This is a genomic window from Amorphus sp. MBR-141 (assembly GCF_053628695.1).
In genome coordinates this window covers 56,855-71,882 of sequence record NZ_JBRJGW010000008.1, presented here as the reverse complement: position 1 = coordinate 71,882, position 15,028 = coordinate 56,855, and the positions used below count along the sequence as shown (strand labels likewise).

Here is a 15,028-nt window from a genome sequence, read left to right as displayed (position 1 = left end):
CAGCCGCTAAGGGCCGCTCTACGCGATCCTGGCGGGGGACGGGCGCGCCGTCTCCAGATGGCGGCGCCAGCCGCCCGACGCGGTGATCTCCCGCGCCCCGGCAAGCCCCGCCGTCTCGCAGACGAAGCCCTTCACCGTGCTCCCGTCGCGGAGTTCGACGGTGCCGATGCCGAGCGGCGCCGGGATCCCGGCCATGAAGTCGCCGAAGCGGGCGCGCGGGATCGCCCACACCTCCAGCGCGATCGACGAGCCGCCGTCGGCGCGCACCAGCCCCGGCCGCTCCGGCGGGCCGCCGGCGAGGGCGTAGAAGCGGTAGCCGGGCGCCGTCGCGCTCTCATGGAGGAAGCGGCCGCCGAGGCGGGTGACCTCGCCGTTCAGCGGCAGGCCGCGCATGTGGGCGCCCACCATGGCGACGGCGATCTCGTCGCCGGAGGGCTCCGCTGCTGGCGCGGGCCCGGCTTCGTACGCCCAGCCGGTGGCACCGAGCGGGGCCGCGGCGGCCGCCTGAAGCGCCACTGCCACGCCGGCGATCCGGCCGTCGCGGCCGGCTTCGCCGAGCAGAGTCACGCTGCCCGGCCGGCCGTCGGGGCGGGCCGCCACCGGCACGGCGATGCCGCACAGCTCCAAAAGGTTGACGAAGTTGGTGTAGGTGCCGAGTGCCGCGTTCGGGCCGATCGGGTCGGCCACCAGGTCGGCCACCGAATAGAAGCGCGGGACGGTGGGGACGCAGAGGAGATCGACGGAGCCGAGCACCGGCGCCACCGCCCGCTTCAGGTCGGCGAGCCGGTAGAAGCCCCGGAACGCGTCGGCGGCAGAGAGGCCCTCCGCCTTCGAGATGATCGCCCGCGTCACCGGATGCACCGCCTCGGGCGCGTCGCGCAGGAGATCCTCGGTCACCGCATAGCGTTCGGCGATCCAGGCGCCGTCGTAGAGCATCTCGGCGACGTCGAAGAACGGCGCGAAGTCGAGCGGCAAGACCCGGCAGCCGAGGGCCTCCAGCGCCGCGATCGACGCCTCGAACGACGCGGCCTGGGCGCCGTCGCCGAAGAAGCGGCGCGAGGCGGCATCCGGAACGCCCACGCACAGGCCGGGAGAGAAAGCCTCCCGGACCGGCTTGGACAGTGGCCGTGCATAGGCGTCGGCCGCGTCGTAGCCGGCCACCTGTTCGTAGACGGCGAAGGCATCCTCGACGGTGAGGGCGAACACCGAGATGGTGTCGAGGGTCCGGCAGATCGGCACCAGGCCCGTCGCCGAGACCGCGCCGAGGCTGGGCTTCAGGCCGACGATGTTGTTGAGGCCGGCCGGCACCCGCCCGGATCCGGCCGTGTCGGTGCCGAGCGCGAACGGCACGATGCCGCGCGCCACCGCAACCGCCGAGCCGCTGCTGGACCCGCCCGGCACGATGGCCGGATCGACGGCGTTCTTCGGCGCGGGATGGGGCGTTCGGACGCCGACCAGCCCGGTCGCGAACTGGTCGAGATTGGTCTTGCCGATCGGGATGGCGCCGGCCGCCCGAAGCTGCGCCACCGCCTGCGCATCGCTCTCCGCCAGGTAGGCGAAGGCCGGGCAGGCGCAGGTGGTCGGCATGCCGGCCACGTCGATGTTGTCCTTGACGGCGAACGGAACGCCCCACAGCGGCCGCGCCGGATCCGGCGCCCCCAGTGCCCGCGCTTGCGCCCGCACCGCGTCGATGTCGGCCACATGCAGGAAGATGCCGGGATCGCCGGCCGCCTCGATGCGGCGCCAGACCTCGTCGATCACCACCTCGGGCCGGACGCCTGCGGCATAGAGCGCCCGCAGGCCCGCGAGGGTGAACGGGGCGTCCCGGAGCGCCCCGCCGGGCACGTGCGGCCCGCTCATAGGATGGCCACCGGTCGCGTCCACTGGATCAGCACGACGCATCCCTCCTCCGACGCCACCGAATGGATGCTGCCGGCCGCGTTGGCGACCAGCGCGCCTTCGCCGTAGCGGCCGAATTCGTCGCTCTGGGAGCCTTCCAGCACGAGAATGGTCTCCAGTCCCTGATGTAGGTGGCGGGGAACGCGGGCCCCCGGCGCATAGCGCAGCAGCGCGAGCTCGGGTTCGCCGGCGACCAGCCTGCAGATCTCCACGCCGTCGCGGAACGGTTCGAACGCGCAGCGGCGCCAGCCGCCGCCGAGGAAGTCGTCGCAGGTCCAGGCGCTAGCCATCGAGCGCCTCCACGATCCGGTCGACGCTTGCCGCCCAGCCGACGATCGCGCCCTGGGCGGTGATCATCTCGATCGCCGCCGCCTTGAAGGCGGGGAAGTAGCTTTCCGTGGCGTCGGTGGCGAGCAGGCATTCATAGCCGCGGTCGTTCGCCTCGCGCATCGTCGTCTGCACGCAGACCTCCGTGGTGACGCCGGCGAACACCAGCTGGCGGATCCCCCTTTCCCGCAGGATCGCGTCGAGCGGCGTGGCGTAGAACGCGCCCTTGCCGGGCTTGTCGAGGACGATCTCGTCGGCGACGGGCGCCAGTTCGGGAATGATGTCGGCGCCCGGCTCGCCCGCGATCAGGATCCGACCCATCGGTCCGGCGTCGCCGATCCGCAGCGTCGGGTCGCCCCGGTCCCGCTTCGCCGGCGGGCAATCGGAGAGGTCCGGCCGGTGGCACTCGCGGGTGTGGATGACCGGCAGGCCGGCCGCCCGGAAGCCGGCGATCAGCCGCGCCGTCGCCGGCACGATCGCCTGCAGGAGCGCCACCTCGTTGCCGAGCGTCTCGCCGAAACCGCCGGGCTCGATGAAGTCGCGCTGCATGTCGATCACCACCAGCGCGGCGGCGCCGGGCTCCAGCTCGAAGGGAAACGGGCGGGCGTCGATCCTCGCCATCAGGGATGCCCCGCCATGTGCCGGCCGATCTCGCCGATGTCGGCGGCCGCGGCGCTCGTCGTGTAGGCGATGCGACCCTCTGACATCACCAGGATGCGGTCGGACAGCTCGAGGATCTCGTCGAGGTCCTCACTGATCAGCAGGATGGCGGCGCCGGCGTTGCGGGCGGCCATGATCCGCGCGCGGATCTCCGCCACCGCGGAAAAATCGAGGCCGAAGCACGGGTTGGCGATCAGCAGCAGGTCGACCGCGCCGTTGAGCTCGCGCGCCAGCACCGCCCGCTGCACGTTGCCGCCGGAGAGCGATGCGATCGGGGCGGCGAGCGAGGACGTCTTCACCTTGAATTCGCCGACGAGCCGCGCCGCCTCCTCGATCATCCGCCGCCCGTTCAGCCAGATCGGCCGCTTGCCGCGCTGGTCGTCGAAATCGCGGAAAAAGATGTTCTCGGCGACGCTCATGCGCGGCACGCAGGCATTCTTCAGCGGCTCCTCGGGCAGGTAGCGCACCTTGTGGGCCCGCGCCTCGCCCCGGGTCGCGTGGAAGGGCGTGCCCTCGACGCGGATCTCGCCGCGCTCCAGCGGGCGCTGCCCGGAGAGCATCTCCATCAGCTCCATCTGCCCGTTGCCGGAGATCCCCGCCACGCCGACGATCTCGCCGGAGCGCACCGCGATCCCGTCGATATCGATCGTCTTGAGGCCCGTCCGGTCCCGCGCGCGGACGCCTTCGACCGACAGGACCGTCGGGCCTTCGGTCGCCACCCGGGCGGCGGGACGGACCAGTTCCTTGTCGCCGATCATCAGCGCCGCCATCGCCTCCGTCGTCAGGTCGCAGACCCTGCCGCCGCCGACGTGCTCGCCGCGCCTCAGCACCGAGACCGCGTCGGCGAAGGCGATCACCTCGCGGAACTTGTGGGAGATCATCAGGCAGGTAAGCTCGCCGGCGCTGGTCAGCCCGCGCACCATGCCGAGCAGTTCGTCGGCCTCCGCCGGCGTCAGCACCGAGGTCGGCTCGTCGAGGATCAGGAACCGGCGCCCGAGATAGAGCTGCTTCAAAAGCTCCAGCTTCTGCTTCTCGCCCGCCGCCAGCCACCCCACCGGCATGTCGAGCGGCACGGAGAACGGCATCCGCTCCATGAACGCCGCCAGGTCGGCGCGCTCCCTGGCCCAGTCGATCCGCATCGGCACGTCGGCCCGGCTGATCACCAGGTTCTCCGCCGCCGTCAGCGACGGCACCAGCGTGAAGTGCTGGTAGACCATGCCGAGGCCGAGATCGTGGGCGGCGCGGGTGTCGGGCACGTCGGCCTCGCGGCCCTCCACCATCATCTGGCCGGAGGTGGCCCGGTAAAAGCCCATCATGCACTTGACCAGCGTCGACTTGCCGGCGCCGTTCTCGCCCAGCAGCACGTGGAAGCTGCCGGCCGGAATGGCGATCGACACGTCGTTCAGCGCCGTGAACGCGCCGAAGCGCATGGTCATGCCCACGGTCTCGACGGAAATCGCCCCGGCCGGGGTCGTCGCCGTGTTGGGGCCCAGCGTCACGACACCGCCTCCACGAAGGCGGCGCTGTCGGACACGGACCCGAACACGCCGCCCTGCATCTTGACCATCCGGATCGCCGCGGCGTGGTTGGCCGGGTCGGTGGCGCCGCAGCAGTCCTCCAGCAGCAGGCACTCGAAGCCGCGGTCGTTCGCCTCGCGCATGGTGGTGTGCACGCAGACGTCGGTGGTGATGCCCGTCAGCACGATGTTCTCGATGCCGCGCGTGCGCAGCAAGAGCTCCAGGTCGGTGGCGCAGAAGCTGCCCTTGCCCGGCTTGTCGATGATCGGCTCGCCGGGAAGCGGCGCCAGCTCATCGATGATCTGCCAGCCCGGTTCGCCGCGTACCAGGATGCGCCCGCACGGCCCGGGATCGCCGATCCCGGCGCCGATCTGCCGCGAGCGCCAGCGCTTGTTGGCGGGCAGGTCGGAGAGATCCGGCCGGTGGCCCTCGCGGGTGTGGATGACGTGGTAGCCCTTCGCGCGCATGACCGAGAGAACCGCCCTGATCGGCTCGATCGGCGCCCGCGTCAGGCTCAGGTCGTAGCCCATCTTGTCGACGTAGCCGCCCTCGCCGCAGAAGTCGGTCTGCATGTCGATGATGACGAGCGTCGTGTTTTCCGGCCGGAGATCGCCGTTGTAGGGCCAGAGGTAGGGATCTGCCTGCACGGTGGTCATGGGAGCGATCGGTCCTGTGTCTGGGGTGGCTCTGCGCCGGGGCGCCGGCAGCGTCCTATTTCGTGATGGAGAGCTCGCCCGGCGCGGCCGTCATCGCCCGCCGCGGCGAGCTGGTGGCGATCAGCAGCCCGAGGGTGAGCACGTACGGAGCGGCGTAGAAGAGGTAGTAGCCCTCGCTGACGCCGACCGACTGCAGCGCCGGGCCGAGCGCACCGGCGCCCCCGAACAGCAGCGAGGCGAACAGGCAGTTGATCGGGCTCCAGCGCGCGAAGATGACGAGGGCGACCGCCATCAGGCCCTGGCCGGACGAGATCCCCTCGTTCCAGCTGCCCGGGTAGTAGAGCGACAGGTAGGCGCCGCCGATGCCGGCGAGCGCGCCGCCGGCCGCCGTCGCCCACAGCCGTACGCGGTTGACGTTGATGCCGAGGGCCCGGGCCGCGTCGGCGCTGTCGCCGGCGACGCGGATGATGAGCCCGACCCGCGTTGCGCGCAGCATCCACGCCGCCGCGACGGCGAGCGCGATGCCGACCAGGAACAGGACGTTGACGTTGAGCACGGCCCGGATCTGCGGCACGTCCGACCACCAGCCGAACGAGATCGACGGCAGGTCCGGCGCCACCGGCTGCACGAACGGCTTGCCGAAGAAGAAGGCGAGCCCGGTTCCGAGGATCATCAGGGCGATGCCGACGGCGATGTCGTTGACCTTCCGCAGCTTGCAGACCCAGCCGTGGAACAGCCCGAACAGCAGACCGGCGAACGCGGCGGCGAACGTGCCGATCCACGGCGATCCCGTGGCATAGGCGACCGCGTAGCCGCTCATCGCCCCGAACACCAGGGTGCCTTCCAGACCCAGATTGATGCGGCCCGAGCGCTCCGTCAGGCATTCGCCGACGCTGACGAAGATGAACGGCGTGGAGACCCGGATCGCGCCGCCGATGATCGCCAGCGGTACGCCCCATATGCCGATCCCGTCGGTCATGACCGCCTCCATTGGACAAGCGCGCGCAGGTCCAGCCGGTCCTGCATCGTCTCGGAGACCAGGATCGCGATGAACACCATGCCCTCCAGCACCAGGATGGTGGCGTCGGGCAGGTCCATCCGGCGCTGGATCAGCCCGCTCGACGCCTCGAAGCCGGCGAACAGGATCGCGGCGGGAATGATGGCGAGCCCGTTGTGGCGGGCGAGGAAGGCGATCAGGATGCCGGTGTAGCCGTAGCCGGCGGCGAGCGAGGCGTTCGCCGAACCGTGTACGGCAGCGACCTCGAACATGCCGGCGAGCCCGGCGAAGGCGCCGCCCAGCGCCGTGAAGCCGACCACCAGAAGCCCGGCCGGCAGGCCCTGGATCTGGGCGGCGCGGACGTTGCCGCCGACGATGCGGGCGGCGAAGCCCCAGGTGGTCCGTTCGACGAGGATCCAGCTCGCGATGCAGGCGACGATGCCGACGGCCAGGCCCCAGTGCACGCCGATGCCGGCGATCTCGCCGATCCGGAACACCTCGGGAAGCGGCGCCGTCGACGGCTTGTTGAGGCTCGCCGGATCGCGCAGCGGCCCTTCCACCAGATGGTTCATAAGGGCGATGGCGATGTAGGCGAGCAGCAGGCTCGCGATCGTCTCGTTGACGCCGCGATAGTGGCGGAGCGCCCCCACCGCACCGATCCAGATGCCGCCGACCAGCACCGCGGCCAGGGCCATTGCGGCGATGCCGAACGGCCCGGGCAGCGACGGCGCCAGCATGCCCACCGCGCCGGCCGCGACGCCCCCGAGCACGATCGCCCCCTCGCCGCCGATGACCACCAGGCCGAGCCGCGCGGGAAGCGCCACGCATAGCGCCGCAAGCAGCAGCGGCGCCGCCCGGGACAGCGTGTTGGTCCACGAGAACGCCGTCCCGAAGCCCGCCTTGTAGACGAGGCCGTAGAAGGTGACCGGCGAGCTGCCGATCAGCACGAGGAAGACCGCGAAGGCGGCGAGGCCGGCAAGCAGCGCCGCCAGCGGCAGCACGACGGCCTCGATCCGGCGGGCCCAGGCCTCGGTAAGGAAGCGCGCCGCCGGGACGGCTGCGATTGCGGACTGCGCCTCGACGCTCATGGCTCGCCTCCCCCTCCGGCGACCGTCAGGAGGTCGAGCCGAGGACGCCTTCGACCAGGTAGCCCATGCTTTCCAGCTCGACGGCGCTCTCCACGAAGGACTGGCCGTCGGTGGCGATCACGTTGCCCTGGTTGTCCTTCAGCGGCCCGCGGATGACCGCGTAGTCGCCCAGCAGGATATCGGCCTTGGTGGTTTCGAACTGCTGGCGCGCGGCATCGGTCACGGCGGGGCCGAGCGGGCTCATCTTGATGAAGCCTTCGGCCAGGCCGCCGCGGACGAAGTTCGGGATGGTGCCGCCGGACAGCCGGGCCTGCACCATCTCGGTGTAGACCTTGCCCCAGTTCCACTCGGCGCCGGTGAGGTACTTGTCGGGCGCCAGCGCGCTCTGGTCGACGTGGTAGCCGCACAGATACATGCCGCGCGCGGCCCCCGTCTCCATCACCACCTTCGGCCCGTCGACGTGGCAGGTGACGACGTCGACGCCCTGGTCGGCGAGCGCGTTGGTCGCCTCGGCCTCCTTCACCGCCAGCGACCACTCGCCGGTGAAGATCACCTGGCAGGTGATCGTCGGATCGACGGTGCGGGCGCCGAGCAGGAAGGAGTTGATGTTGAGCAGCACCTGCGGGATCGGCTTGGCGGCGACGAAGCCGATCTTCTTCGACCTGGTCATGTGCCCGGCGACGATGCCGTTCAGGTACTGGCCCATGCCGATGTAGCCGAAATAGGAGCCGACGTTGCTCGGCATGCCTTCGGTCCACAGGCCGCCGCAGTGCTCGAAGCGCACGTCCGGGTTCTTGCCGGCAAGCGCCAGGATGTGGGGGTCGAAATAGCCGAACGAGGTCGGGAACAGCAGCGACGCGCCGTCGAAGTTGATCATGCTCTCCATGGTCTTCTGGACGTCGACCGTCTCCGGCACCTGTTCCTCTTCGACCACGGTGACGCCGGGCATGTCCTTCACCGCGGCCGCGCCCTGGGCATGGGACTGGTTGTAGCCGTAGTCGTCCTTCGGTCCGACATAGATGAAGCCGACGGTGAGCCCCGCCGCCCGGGCGGCGGCGAGCGGAAAGGCGCCGGCGCCGGCGGCCAGCCCGGCGAGTGCGGCCGAGTTGCGCAGGAAGTCGCGGCGGTTCGGCGTCCGTGTGCTGGTCATCTCGCGTGATCTCCCTCTGGGTGCGGAGGCCTTCGGCCGGCTCCGGCCGGCCCCGCGGATCCCCGCCCGTCATGGCCCTGCGTCAGTAATCCGGATGGTGGTGCTTCTGTCTTGTGCTAAGTTTTCCGCAGCCCGATGCAAAATATGCACCACCCGGGAGGGGCCGGATGCGTTACCTCACCTCCGCCCGCTACATCGACGCCGTCGCCAAGGCCGGTTCCATCCGCGGCGCGGCCGATTCGCTGGCGATCACCTCGACCGCGCTCAACCGGCGCATCCTCGCGGTCGAGCAGGAGCTGGGGGTGCCGATCTTCGAGCGGCTGCCTCACGGCGTGCGGCTTTCGGCGGCGGGCGAGGTGCTGATCCACCACATCCGCCACCAGCTGTCCGACATGGAGCGGGTGAAGTCGCAGATCGCCGACCTGTCGGGCGTGCGGCGCGGTCATGTGTCGATCGCCTGCAGCCAGGCGCTGCTGCCGTATTTCCTGCCCGCCGAGATCGCGCACTACCGCAAGGAGCATCCGAAGGTGACCTTCGGCGTCCACCTGCGCGATCGCGAGGCGGCCGAGCAGGCGCTCCTCGACTACACCGCCGACATCGCCATCGTGTTCGAGCCGGTCCGGCTCGCCGACTTCATGACCCTCATCCGGGTGCTGCAGCCGGTGCACGCGGTGATGTCGCACAGCCATCCGCTGGCGGCGAAGGAGACCGTCCGGCTCAGCGACTGTCTGGCCCACCCGATCTCGCTGCCGACGTCGCGCTACGGCGTGCGCCACCTGCTCGACATCGCGGTCCACGGCGCATCGCTGCGCCTCGAGCCCGTCGTGCTGTCCGACAGCTTCGAATTCCTGCGCAGCCACGCGATCGCCGAGAACATCCTCAGCTTCCAGATCCCGATCGGCCTCGCCGGCTCGATGATGGACGGCGACATGACCTCGCGCCCGGTCGACCGGCGCGACGTGCCCGCCGGCGTGCTCTACATGGGTCAGCTGAAGGGACGCACGCTGCCGGTCGCCGCGGCGCGCTTCGCCGACCAGCTCGCCTCGTCGATGGCCGCCCAGTTCGAGATTTCGTAGAGGCCCGGTCCGTCCGGCGGGCTCAGCCCTGACGGCAGCCCGAGGAGCGCTACCCCGATCGGCCTGGCCTAGCCCTCGCCGTCCCAGTAATCGACGGCGTCGCCGGCCCGCACGGTCAGCGCCATCCGCCGTGCCGCCTTGTCGCCGCCGGGCGCCGCGCCGGCAAAGACCGTCACCTTGCCGGAGTCCGGATACTCCATCACGTCCGGCTCGCACATGGTGCTGACCGCCACGTAGCGCAGCGGGCCGTCGGCGGAGGCGGTCAGTTGGTGCGCCGTCTCCGGCCCGCCCGCCGGGCAGACGACGACGTCGCCGGCCGCCACCTCGTAGGTGTCGGTCCCGAACCGCAGCGTGCCGGCGCCGCCGAGGATCACGAACATTTCGTCGTTGGCGTGGTGGCAGTGAAACGGCCACGCGCGCTTGCCCGCCGGCACCTCGACCAGCCGGGAGCCGAGGCGGCGCGCGCCGGCCGGGGCCGCGATCGGCGCGACATGCGCCTCGAAGCTGTCGCCGTGGACCTGCGGCTGCAGCGCGAGCCGGGCGAGCGTGACGACGGGGGAGGTTGTCATGGCGGATCACCGTTCGGGTTGCAGAGGACCGGCCGTGCGCCTTTCGGCCCCCCGGATCGAGGGAGGAATCCTCGATCCTGGGCCAGCCGATATCAGTCGACAACCCCGCCATCGGCAGCCTGCACTCGGGGCAACCGACGGGAGACCCCGATGGCACGCGTCGAGACGGAAGATCACGGATCCACACGGCGTCTCCGGCTCAACCGGCCGGAGAAGCCGAACGCCCGCAGCCACGACCGCATCGATCTGCTGATGGCGCGCCTGGCGCGCTTCCTCGGCCGCGACCGCTCCGCGGCGCCCGCGGAAAGCCGGCACGCGCCCGGCCTGGCGGCCTCGCCGTGACGGACGGTCCGGGTCGAGGCAACCGCTCCGCAGCGCCGTTCAGATGTGCTCGACGTTGCCGCAGATGCTGATCGCCTGGCCGGAGATGTTGGCGCCGGCCGGCGAGCACAGGAACAGCGCCATCGCCGCCACGTCTTCCGGCTCGACCATCCGGCGCAGCGACACCGCCTTCAGGTAGTCGGCCTCCATCGCCTCGTAGGACAGGCCGGAAGCACCGGCCCGGGCGCGAATCACCCCCTCGATCCGCGGGCCGCGCACGAAGCCGGGCAGCAGCGCGTTCACCCGCACGCCATCGGGGCCGAGCTCCTTGGCAAGGCTGTCGGTCAGGCCGACGATTCCCCATTTCGACGCCGCATACGGCGTGCGCAGCGCCAGGCCGAGTCGGCCGGCGACCGACGACAGGTTGACGATCGATCCCCGGCTCTCCCGCAGCATCGGCGCCGCCAGGCGCACCGTCAGGAACTGGCTCACCAGGTTGATGTCCAGCGTGCGGCGGATGTCCGCGATCTCGAGATCGTCGATGAGGTCGGTCGGCCCGGCGATGCCGGCGTTGTTGACGAGCACGTCGAGCCCGCCGAGGCGCTCCTCCGCGCCCGCGATCAGGCTGGCGACCGCCGCTTCGTCGGCGACGTCGGTTTCGGTCGTCATCACCGCCGGATGCGCCTTGCCGAAGGCGTCGAGCGCCGCCGCGTCGACGTCGCAGACCAGCACCTTCGCCTCGGCCTCCAGGAAGGCCGCCGCGATCGCCGCGCCGATGCCGGACGCGCCGGCGGTGACGACGACGCGCAGGCCCGGCCGGGGCCGCATCCGTTCAATCAGGCTCATGGGTTTCCAGTCTCCCTGGGGCGGCCGGCCGCGTCACGCGACCTCCAGCCATTGGCGGCGAACGTCGGAGCGCTCGGCGAGCGCGTCGGGGGGGCCGCGGAAGACGATCCGGCCATGGCCCATCACCATCACTTCCGCCGCCACCTTGAGCGCGATGGTCAGCTTCTGCTCGACGAGCATCACCGCAACGCCGCGGCGGCCGATGTCGAGGATCACCTCCATCACCACCTCGACGATGCGCGGGGCGAGGCCCTCGGTCGGTTCGTCGATCAGCAGGATGCGAGGATTGCCCAGCAGCGACCGGCAGATCGTCAGCATCTGCTGTTCGCCGCCGGACAGGTAGCCCGCGCGGATCGCGGCGCGTTCCTTGAGCCGAGGGAAGTAGTCGTACATGGCGTCGACCGACCAGCTGTGCGCGCTGGCCGGCGCCTTCTGCACGCCCATCAGCAGGTTCTCCTCCACCGTCAGGTTGGAGAAGACCAGCCGCTCCTCGGGCACGTAGCCGATGCCGCGGCGGCAGATGTCGTAGGGCCGATGGCCGGCGAGATCGGCGCCGGAGAGGCAGACGGCACCGGCGGTCGGCGGCACCAGCCCCATGATCGCCTTCAGCGTCGTCGAGCGGCCGGACCCGTTGCGTCCGAGCAGCGAGACGATCGCCCCGTCGGCGATGTCGAGATCGACCCCGTGGAGAATGTGGCTCTTGCCGTAGTGGGCATGCAGCCCGCTGACCTGGAGCAGGCTCATGATGCCGCCTCGTCGCCGAGATAGGCCGTCTGGACCTCGCGATTGGCGCTCACCTCCTCCGGCGTGCCGGTGGCGAGGATCGAGCCGTAGACGAGCACGGAGACGCGGTCGCACAGGCTGAACACGACGCTCATGTCGTGCTCGACCATCAGGAGCGTCTTGCCCTTGGTGACGTGGCGGATCAGTTCGACCGCTTCCGCCGTCTCCTCCCGCGACATGCCGGCGGTCGGCTCGTCGAGCAGGATCACGTCGGCGCCGGTGGTGAGCGTCATGCCGATCTCCAGCGCGCGCTGCTCGGAGTAGGTCAGGTCGCCGGCCAGATGCTCGCCCCGCGCGGCGAGCCCGACGAGCGCCAGGACCTCGGCGGTCTCCTCGTTGATCGCCCGCATGCGCGAGACCGGCTGGAACAGGCCGAAGCGCACGCCGTGGCGCGACAGCACGCCGATCCGGAGATTCTCGAAGACGCTCAGGCGGTGGAACAGCTTGGTGATCTGGAACGAGCGGGAGAGGCCGGCGCGGTTGATCCGCTCCGGCGGCAGGCCGGCGATCGACCGGCCGTTCAGGCGGATCTCGCCCGCCGTCGGCGGGAACTGGCCGGAGATCAGGTTGAAGAGCGTCGATTTGCCGGCGCCGTTGGGGCCGATGACGGCGTGGCGCTCTCCGGAGCGCACGGCGAGGTCGACGCCCTGGATGACCTCGATCGCCCCGAACGACTTGACCACGCCGGCGAGTTCGAGCGCGGGAAGCTCGGTTGCGGTCATGCCCCCCTCCCGTCTGCGGCCGGCCGGTCGGGTCCGGGCTCGGGCTCGGATCGGGCCGCCTGCACGCTTTCCCACGCCGCCGCGATCGGCGCGCGCACCTTGAGGATGAGAACCAGTCCGCCGACGAGAAGGGCCGCCGGAAGCAGCCAGGTGATCGGGCTCGTCGGGCTCCAGTCGGCGCCGAACGCGGCGTAGGGCGGATAGCCCCCGCCGGCGTCCCGGCGCAGCACCGCGTAGCCGTCGCCGAACAGGATCGCCAGCGTCTCGGTGAGGAACACCGCTCCGGCGGCGACCAGCACGCCGCCGGCCGCTCCGATCGCATAGGGTCCCGCCAGCCGCGACCAGTCCAGCTCGTGGCGGCGGGCCAGATGCGCCTGGACCACACCGCCGATGCCGGTCGGCGCGTAGAGCATGACGAGCACGAAGACGAGGCCCTGGTAGAACAGCCAGGAGCGCGTCAGGTCCGACACCAGGTAGGCGAACAGCGTGAACGTCACGGCGCCGACCATCGGCCCGAAGAAGATCGTCGAGCCGCCGACGAAGGTGTAGAGCACCACCTGCGCCGACACACCGGAGCCGAACAGCGCGTAGTTGGCGGCCTCGTTCGAGATCGCCTGCAGGCCGCCGGCGACGCCGGAGAACATCGCCGAGATGGCGAACACGATCACCTTGGAGGCGTGCGCGCTGTAGCCGAGGAAGCGCACGCGCTCCTCGTTGTCGCGCAGCGCCAGCGTCAGCCGGCCGAACGGGGTGCGCGTGTAGGCCCACAGCAGCAGGATCGACAGCGCCACCCATCCGAGCGTCAGGTAGTAGACCTCCAGAAGCGACCCGAAGATGATCCCCTGCCAGGGCATCCGCATCGACGACAGCCCCGCTTCGCCGCCGAAGACGCCCTGCCAGTGGGGGGCCAGCGAATGCAGCAGCTCGGCGATCGCCAGCGTCACCAGCGCGAAGTAGACGCCGGAGCGCATGGTGGCGAAGAAGCCCGCGCAGAGGCCGACGAGGAGGCCGACGGCGGCGCCGGCGAGCGGCAGCAGCGGGGTCGGGAAGCCGAAGCCGTCCTCGACCGCCCGCATCAGGTGCAGGACGGCGAAGGCACCCACCCCGAAATAGGCCGCGTGGCCGAACGACAGCAGCCCCGCCTGCCCGGCCAGCAGGTTGAAGGCGAGCGCGAACAGGCTGGCGATCAGGATGTTGATCAGCGCGTTCTGCCAGCCGAGGCCGAGAAACGGCGGCAGCGCGATCAGCAGCGCCAGCGCCACGGCGATCAGGACGAGGGATCTCATGCGGGCCATCTCAGCTGCGCTCGCCCATCAGCCCGGCCGGGCGCACCAGCAGGACGACCAGCATCAGCACGAACGGGATCGTGCCCGACACCGAGGAAACCGTCATCGTCATCAGCCCACCGACCGAGCGCGCCCACTCGCCGAGCCCGACGATGGCGAACAGGCTCGCCAGCGACCAGTCGATGCCGACGGCGAAGGACGAGAACAGCCCGATCATCAGCGACGCGACCAGCGAGCCCTTGAGCGAGCCCAGCCCGCCGACCACCACCACCACGAAGACGATGACGCCGAGCTCCAGCGCCATGTTGGGGTTGGTCGGGTAGAAGGCACCGGCGACTGCGCCGGCCAGTCCGGCGAGCGCCGCGCCGACGCCGAAGACCCCCATGAACACCATCGGGATGTTGTGGCCGAGCGCCTCGGCCATCGACGGCAGCCGCTCGGCGGCGCGCACGACGATGCCGATCCGGGTGCGCGACAACAGCAGCCACAGCACCACGAACATGACGACCGCCACGGCGCCGATGAAGATCCGGTAGAACGGATAGTCGGTGCCGAAGATGCTGAACGCCGCGAAGCGCAGCTGGTCCGGCATCTGGTAGTTGACCGGGAAGTCGCCGAAGAAGAGCTTGATCAGCTCCTCGATGATGAGCGCCAGCCCGAAGGTGAGAAGCAGCTCGTGGGCGTGGCCGAAGGCGTGGACCCGGCGCAGCAGGAAGCGTTCCACCGCGAAGCCGAACACCGCCACGACGATCGGCGCCGCCAGCAGCCCCGCCCAGAAGCCGAACACCGACGAGACCGCGTAGGCGACGTAGGCGCCGAGCATGTAGAACGACGCGTGGGCGAAGTTCAGCACGCCCATCATGCCGAAGATGAGCGTCAGCCCGGCCGACACCATGAACAGGAGCAGGCCGTAGATGACGCCGTTGAGGGTCGAGACGAGGACGAATTCCATGAGGGGCTCGGGACCGTTCGGGTCGATCTTCGGCGGGATGGTCCGGCCGCGGGCGGTGGCGCGCGGCCGGGCGGATCCGGAAGGGGCAACCGGCCGGACCGGTCTGGTCCGACCGCCGGCTGTCCCTGGCATCCGGAGCCGTCAGCCGCCCGCAGGCACCTGCCGGGCCGGACGCCAGG

Annotated in this window: 16 protein-coding genes; 2 read left to right on the top strand and 14 right to left on the bottom strand. The window is 70.8% G+C overall.

Annotated elements, in window-relative coordinates:
• Window positions 1-18: 18 nt before the first annotated feature.
• From atzF to ACSSVZ_RS12765, 8 genes are read right to left on the bottom strand one after another with little or no spacing between them, the layout of a single operon-like run.
• Window positions 19-1,860 carry an allophanate hydrolase gene (atzF, locus tag ACSSVZ_RS12800; RefSeq protein ID WP_453970543.1) on the bottom strand — a complete coding sequence of 614 codons (1,842 nt, stop codon included), beginning with the start codon at window positions 1,858-1,860 and terminating at the stop codon, window positions 19-21.
• Window positions 1,857-2,189 (bottom strand): cupin domain-containing protein, encoded by a 333-nt coding sequence (locus tag ACSSVZ_RS12795; RefSeq protein ID WP_453970541.1) that lies wholly within the window; start codon window positions 2,187-2,189, stop codon window positions 1,857-1,859. The genes atzF and ACSSVZ_RS12795 overlap by 4 nt, the downstream gene beginning before the upstream one ends.
• The gene (locus ACSSVZ_RS12790; protein ID WP_453970540.1) at window positions 2,182-2,847 is read right to left on the bottom strand and encodes a cysteine hydrolase family protein; all 666 of its coding nucleotides are present in this window, start codon (window positions 2,845-2,847) and stop codon (window positions 2,182-2,184) included. Before ACSSVZ_RS12790 ends, ACSSVZ_RS12795 begins: the two co-directional genes overlap by 8 nt.
• A complete protein-coding gene (locus ACSSVZ_RS12785) occupies window positions 2,847-4,322 on the bottom strand; it encodes an ABC transporter ATP-binding protein (protein ID WP_453970760.1) in 1,476 nt (491 codons plus the stop codon). Before ACSSVZ_RS12785 ends, ACSSVZ_RS12790 begins: the two co-directional genes overlap by 1 nt.
• Before the next feature lie 59 nt (window positions 4,323-4,381).
• Window positions 4,382-5,059 (bottom strand): biuret amidohydrolase, encoded by a 678-nt coding sequence (gene biuH / locus ACSSVZ_RS12780; protein ID WP_453970539.1) that lies wholly within the window; start codon window positions 5,057-5,059, stop codon window positions 4,382-4,384.
• Window positions 5,060-5,114: 55 nt separating this feature from the next.
• Window positions 5,115-6,038, bottom strand: coding sequence for an ABC transporter permease (locus ACSSVZ_RS12775; RefSeq protein ID WP_453970537.1), 924 nt, complete (start codon window positions 6,036-6,038; stop codon window positions 5,115-5,117).
• Window positions 6,035-7,144 (bottom strand): ABC transporter permease, encoded by a 1,110-nt coding sequence (locus tag ACSSVZ_RS12770; RefSeq protein WP_453970536.1) that lies wholly within the window; start codon window positions 7,142-7,144, stop codon window positions 6,035-6,037. Before ACSSVZ_RS12770 ends, ACSSVZ_RS12775 begins: the two co-directional genes overlap by 4 nt.
• A gap of 25 nt (window positions 7,145-7,169) precedes the next feature.
• Window positions 7,170-8,294 carry a BMP family ABC transporter substrate-binding protein gene (locus tag ACSSVZ_RS12765; RefSeq protein ID WP_453970534.1) on the bottom strand — a complete coding sequence of 375 codons (1,125 nt, stop codon included), beginning with the start codon at window positions 8,292-8,294 and terminating at the stop codon, window positions 7,170-7,172.
• A gap of 167 nt (window positions 8,295-8,461) precedes the next feature.
• Here ACSSVZ_RS12765 and ACSSVZ_RS12760 point away from each other — a divergent pair, with 167 nt between their 5' ends.
• Window positions 8,462-9,370 carry a LysR family transcriptional regulator gene (locus ACSSVZ_RS12760; protein WP_453970532.1) on the top strand — a complete coding sequence of 303 codons (909 nt, stop codon included), beginning with the start codon at window positions 8,462-8,464 and terminating at the stop codon, window positions 9,368-9,370.
• A 68-nt stretch (window positions 9,371-9,438) separates the two neighbouring features.
• Here ACSSVZ_RS12760 and ACSSVZ_RS12755 read toward each other — a convergent pair whose 3' ends face one another.
• Window positions 9,439-9,939: a cupin domain-containing protein gene (locus tag ACSSVZ_RS12755; protein WP_453970530.1), complete on the bottom strand. Its 501-nt coding sequence runs from the start codon at window positions 9,937-9,939 to the stop codon at window positions 9,439-9,441.
• Window positions 9,940-10,089: 150 nt separating this feature from the next.
• Here ACSSVZ_RS12755 and ACSSVZ_RS12750 point away from each other — a divergent pair, with 150 nt between their 5' ends.
• On the top strand, window positions 10,090-10,281 hold the full coding sequence (locus ACSSVZ_RS12750; RefSeq protein WP_453970528.1) for a hypothetical protein: 192 nt from the start codon (window positions 10,090-10,092) through the stop codon (window positions 10,279-10,281).
• Between the two features lie 39 nt (window positions 10,282-10,320).
• Here ACSSVZ_RS12750 and ACSSVZ_RS12745 read toward each other — a convergent pair whose 3' ends face one another.
• Genes ACSSVZ_RS12745 through ACSSVZ_RS12725 form a run of 5 tightly spaced genes read right to left on the bottom strand, consistent with a single transcriptional unit; the run spans window position 10,321 to window position 14,849 of the window.
• Window positions 10,321-11,106 (bottom strand): SDR family oxidoreductase, encoded by a 786-nt coding sequence (locus tag ACSSVZ_RS12745; RefSeq protein ID WP_453970526.1) that lies wholly within the window; start codon window positions 11,104-11,106, stop codon window positions 10,321-10,323.
• Window positions 11,107-11,139: 33 nt separating this feature from the next.
• Window positions 11,140-11,850, bottom strand: coding sequence for an ABC transporter ATP-binding protein (locus ACSSVZ_RS12740; RefSeq protein WP_453970525.1), 711 nt, complete (start codon window positions 11,848-11,850; stop codon window positions 11,140-11,142).
• Window positions 11,847-12,611: an ABC transporter ATP-binding protein gene (locus tag ACSSVZ_RS12735; protein ID WP_453970523.1), complete on the bottom strand. Its 765-nt coding sequence runs from the start codon at window positions 12,609-12,611 to the stop codon at window positions 11,847-11,849. Before ACSSVZ_RS12735 ends, ACSSVZ_RS12740 begins: the two co-directional genes overlap by 4 nt.
• The gene (locus ACSSVZ_RS12730) at window positions 12,608-13,906 is read right to left on the bottom strand and encodes a branched-chain amino acid ABC transporter permease (protein ID WP_453970521.1); all 1,299 of its coding nucleotides are present in this window, start codon (window positions 13,904-13,906) and stop codon (window positions 12,608-12,610) included. The genes ACSSVZ_RS12735 and ACSSVZ_RS12730 overlap by 4 nt, the downstream gene beginning before the upstream one ends.
• Window position 13,907: 1 nt before the next feature.
• Entirely contained in the window at window positions 13,908-14,849 is a 942-nt protein-coding gene (locus ACSSVZ_RS12725) for a branched-chain amino acid ABC transporter permease (RefSeq protein WP_453970519.1), read from the bottom strand.
• Window positions 14,850-15,028: the final 179 nt, after the last annotated feature.

Bases quoted from the DNA above. Each gene is read 5' to 3' on its own strand.
- atzF (WP_453970543.1), bottom strand. From the start codon at position 1,860: ATGAGCGGGCCGCACGTGCCCGGCGGGGCGCTCCGGGACGCCCCGTTC.
- ACSSVZ_RS12795 (WP_453970541.1), bottom strand. From the start codon at position 2,189: ATGGCTAGCGCCTGGACCTGCGACGACTTCCTCGGCGGCGGCTGGCGC.
- ACSSVZ_RS12790 (WP_453970540.1), bottom strand. From the start codon at position 2,847: ATGGCGAGGATCGACGCCCGCCCGTTTCCCTTCGAGCTGGAGCCCGGC.
- ACSSVZ_RS12785 (WP_453970760.1), bottom strand. From the start codon at position 4,322: ATGACCATGCGCTTCGGCGCGTTCACGGCGCTGAACGACGTGTCGATC.
- biuH (WP_453970539.1), bottom strand. From the start codon at position 5,059: ATGACCACCGTGCAGGCAGATCCCTACCTCTGGCCCTACAACGGCGAT.
- ACSSVZ_RS12775 (WP_453970537.1), bottom strand. From the start codon at position 6,038: ATGACCGACGGGATCGGCATATGGGGCGTACCGCTGGCGATCATCGGC.
- ACSSVZ_RS12770 (WP_453970536.1), bottom strand. From the start codon at position 7,144: ATGAGCGTCGAGGCGCAGTCCGCAATCGCAGCCGTCCCGGCGGCGCGC.
- ACSSVZ_RS12765 (WP_453970534.1), bottom strand. From the start codon at position 8,294: ATGACCAGCACACGGACGCCGAACCGCCGCGACTTCCTGCGCAACTCG.
- ACSSVZ_RS12760 (WP_453970532.1), top strand. From the start codon at position 8,462: ATGCGTTACCTCACCTCCGCCCGCTACATCGACGCCGTCGCCAAGGCC.
- ACSSVZ_RS12755 (WP_453970530.1), bottom strand. From the start codon at position 9,939: ATGACAACCTCCCCCGTCGTCACGCTCGCCCGGCTCGCGCTGCAGCCG.
- ACSSVZ_RS12750 (WP_453970528.1), top strand. From the start codon at position 10,090: ATGGCACGCGTCGAGACGGAAGATCACGGATCCACACGGCGTCTCCGG.
- ACSSVZ_RS12745 (WP_453970526.1), bottom strand. From the start codon at position 11,106: ATGAGCCTGATTGAACGGATGCGGCCCCGGCCGGGCCTGCGCGTCGTC.
- ACSSVZ_RS12740 (WP_453970525.1), bottom strand. From the start codon at position 11,850: ATGAGCCTGCTCCAGGTCAGCGGGCTGCATGCCCACTACGGCAAGAGC.
- ACSSVZ_RS12735 (WP_453970523.1), bottom strand. From the start codon at position 12,611: ATGACCGCAACCGAGCTTCCCGCGCTCGAACTCGCCGGCGTGGTCAAG.
- ACSSVZ_RS12730 (WP_453970521.1), bottom strand. From the start codon at position 13,906: ATGGCCCGCATGAGATCCCTCGTCCTGATCGCCGTGGCGCTGGCGCTG.
- ACSSVZ_RS12725 (WP_453970519.1), bottom strand. From the start codon at position 14,849: ATGGAATTCGTCCTCGTCTCGACCCTCAACGGCGTCATCTACGGCCTG.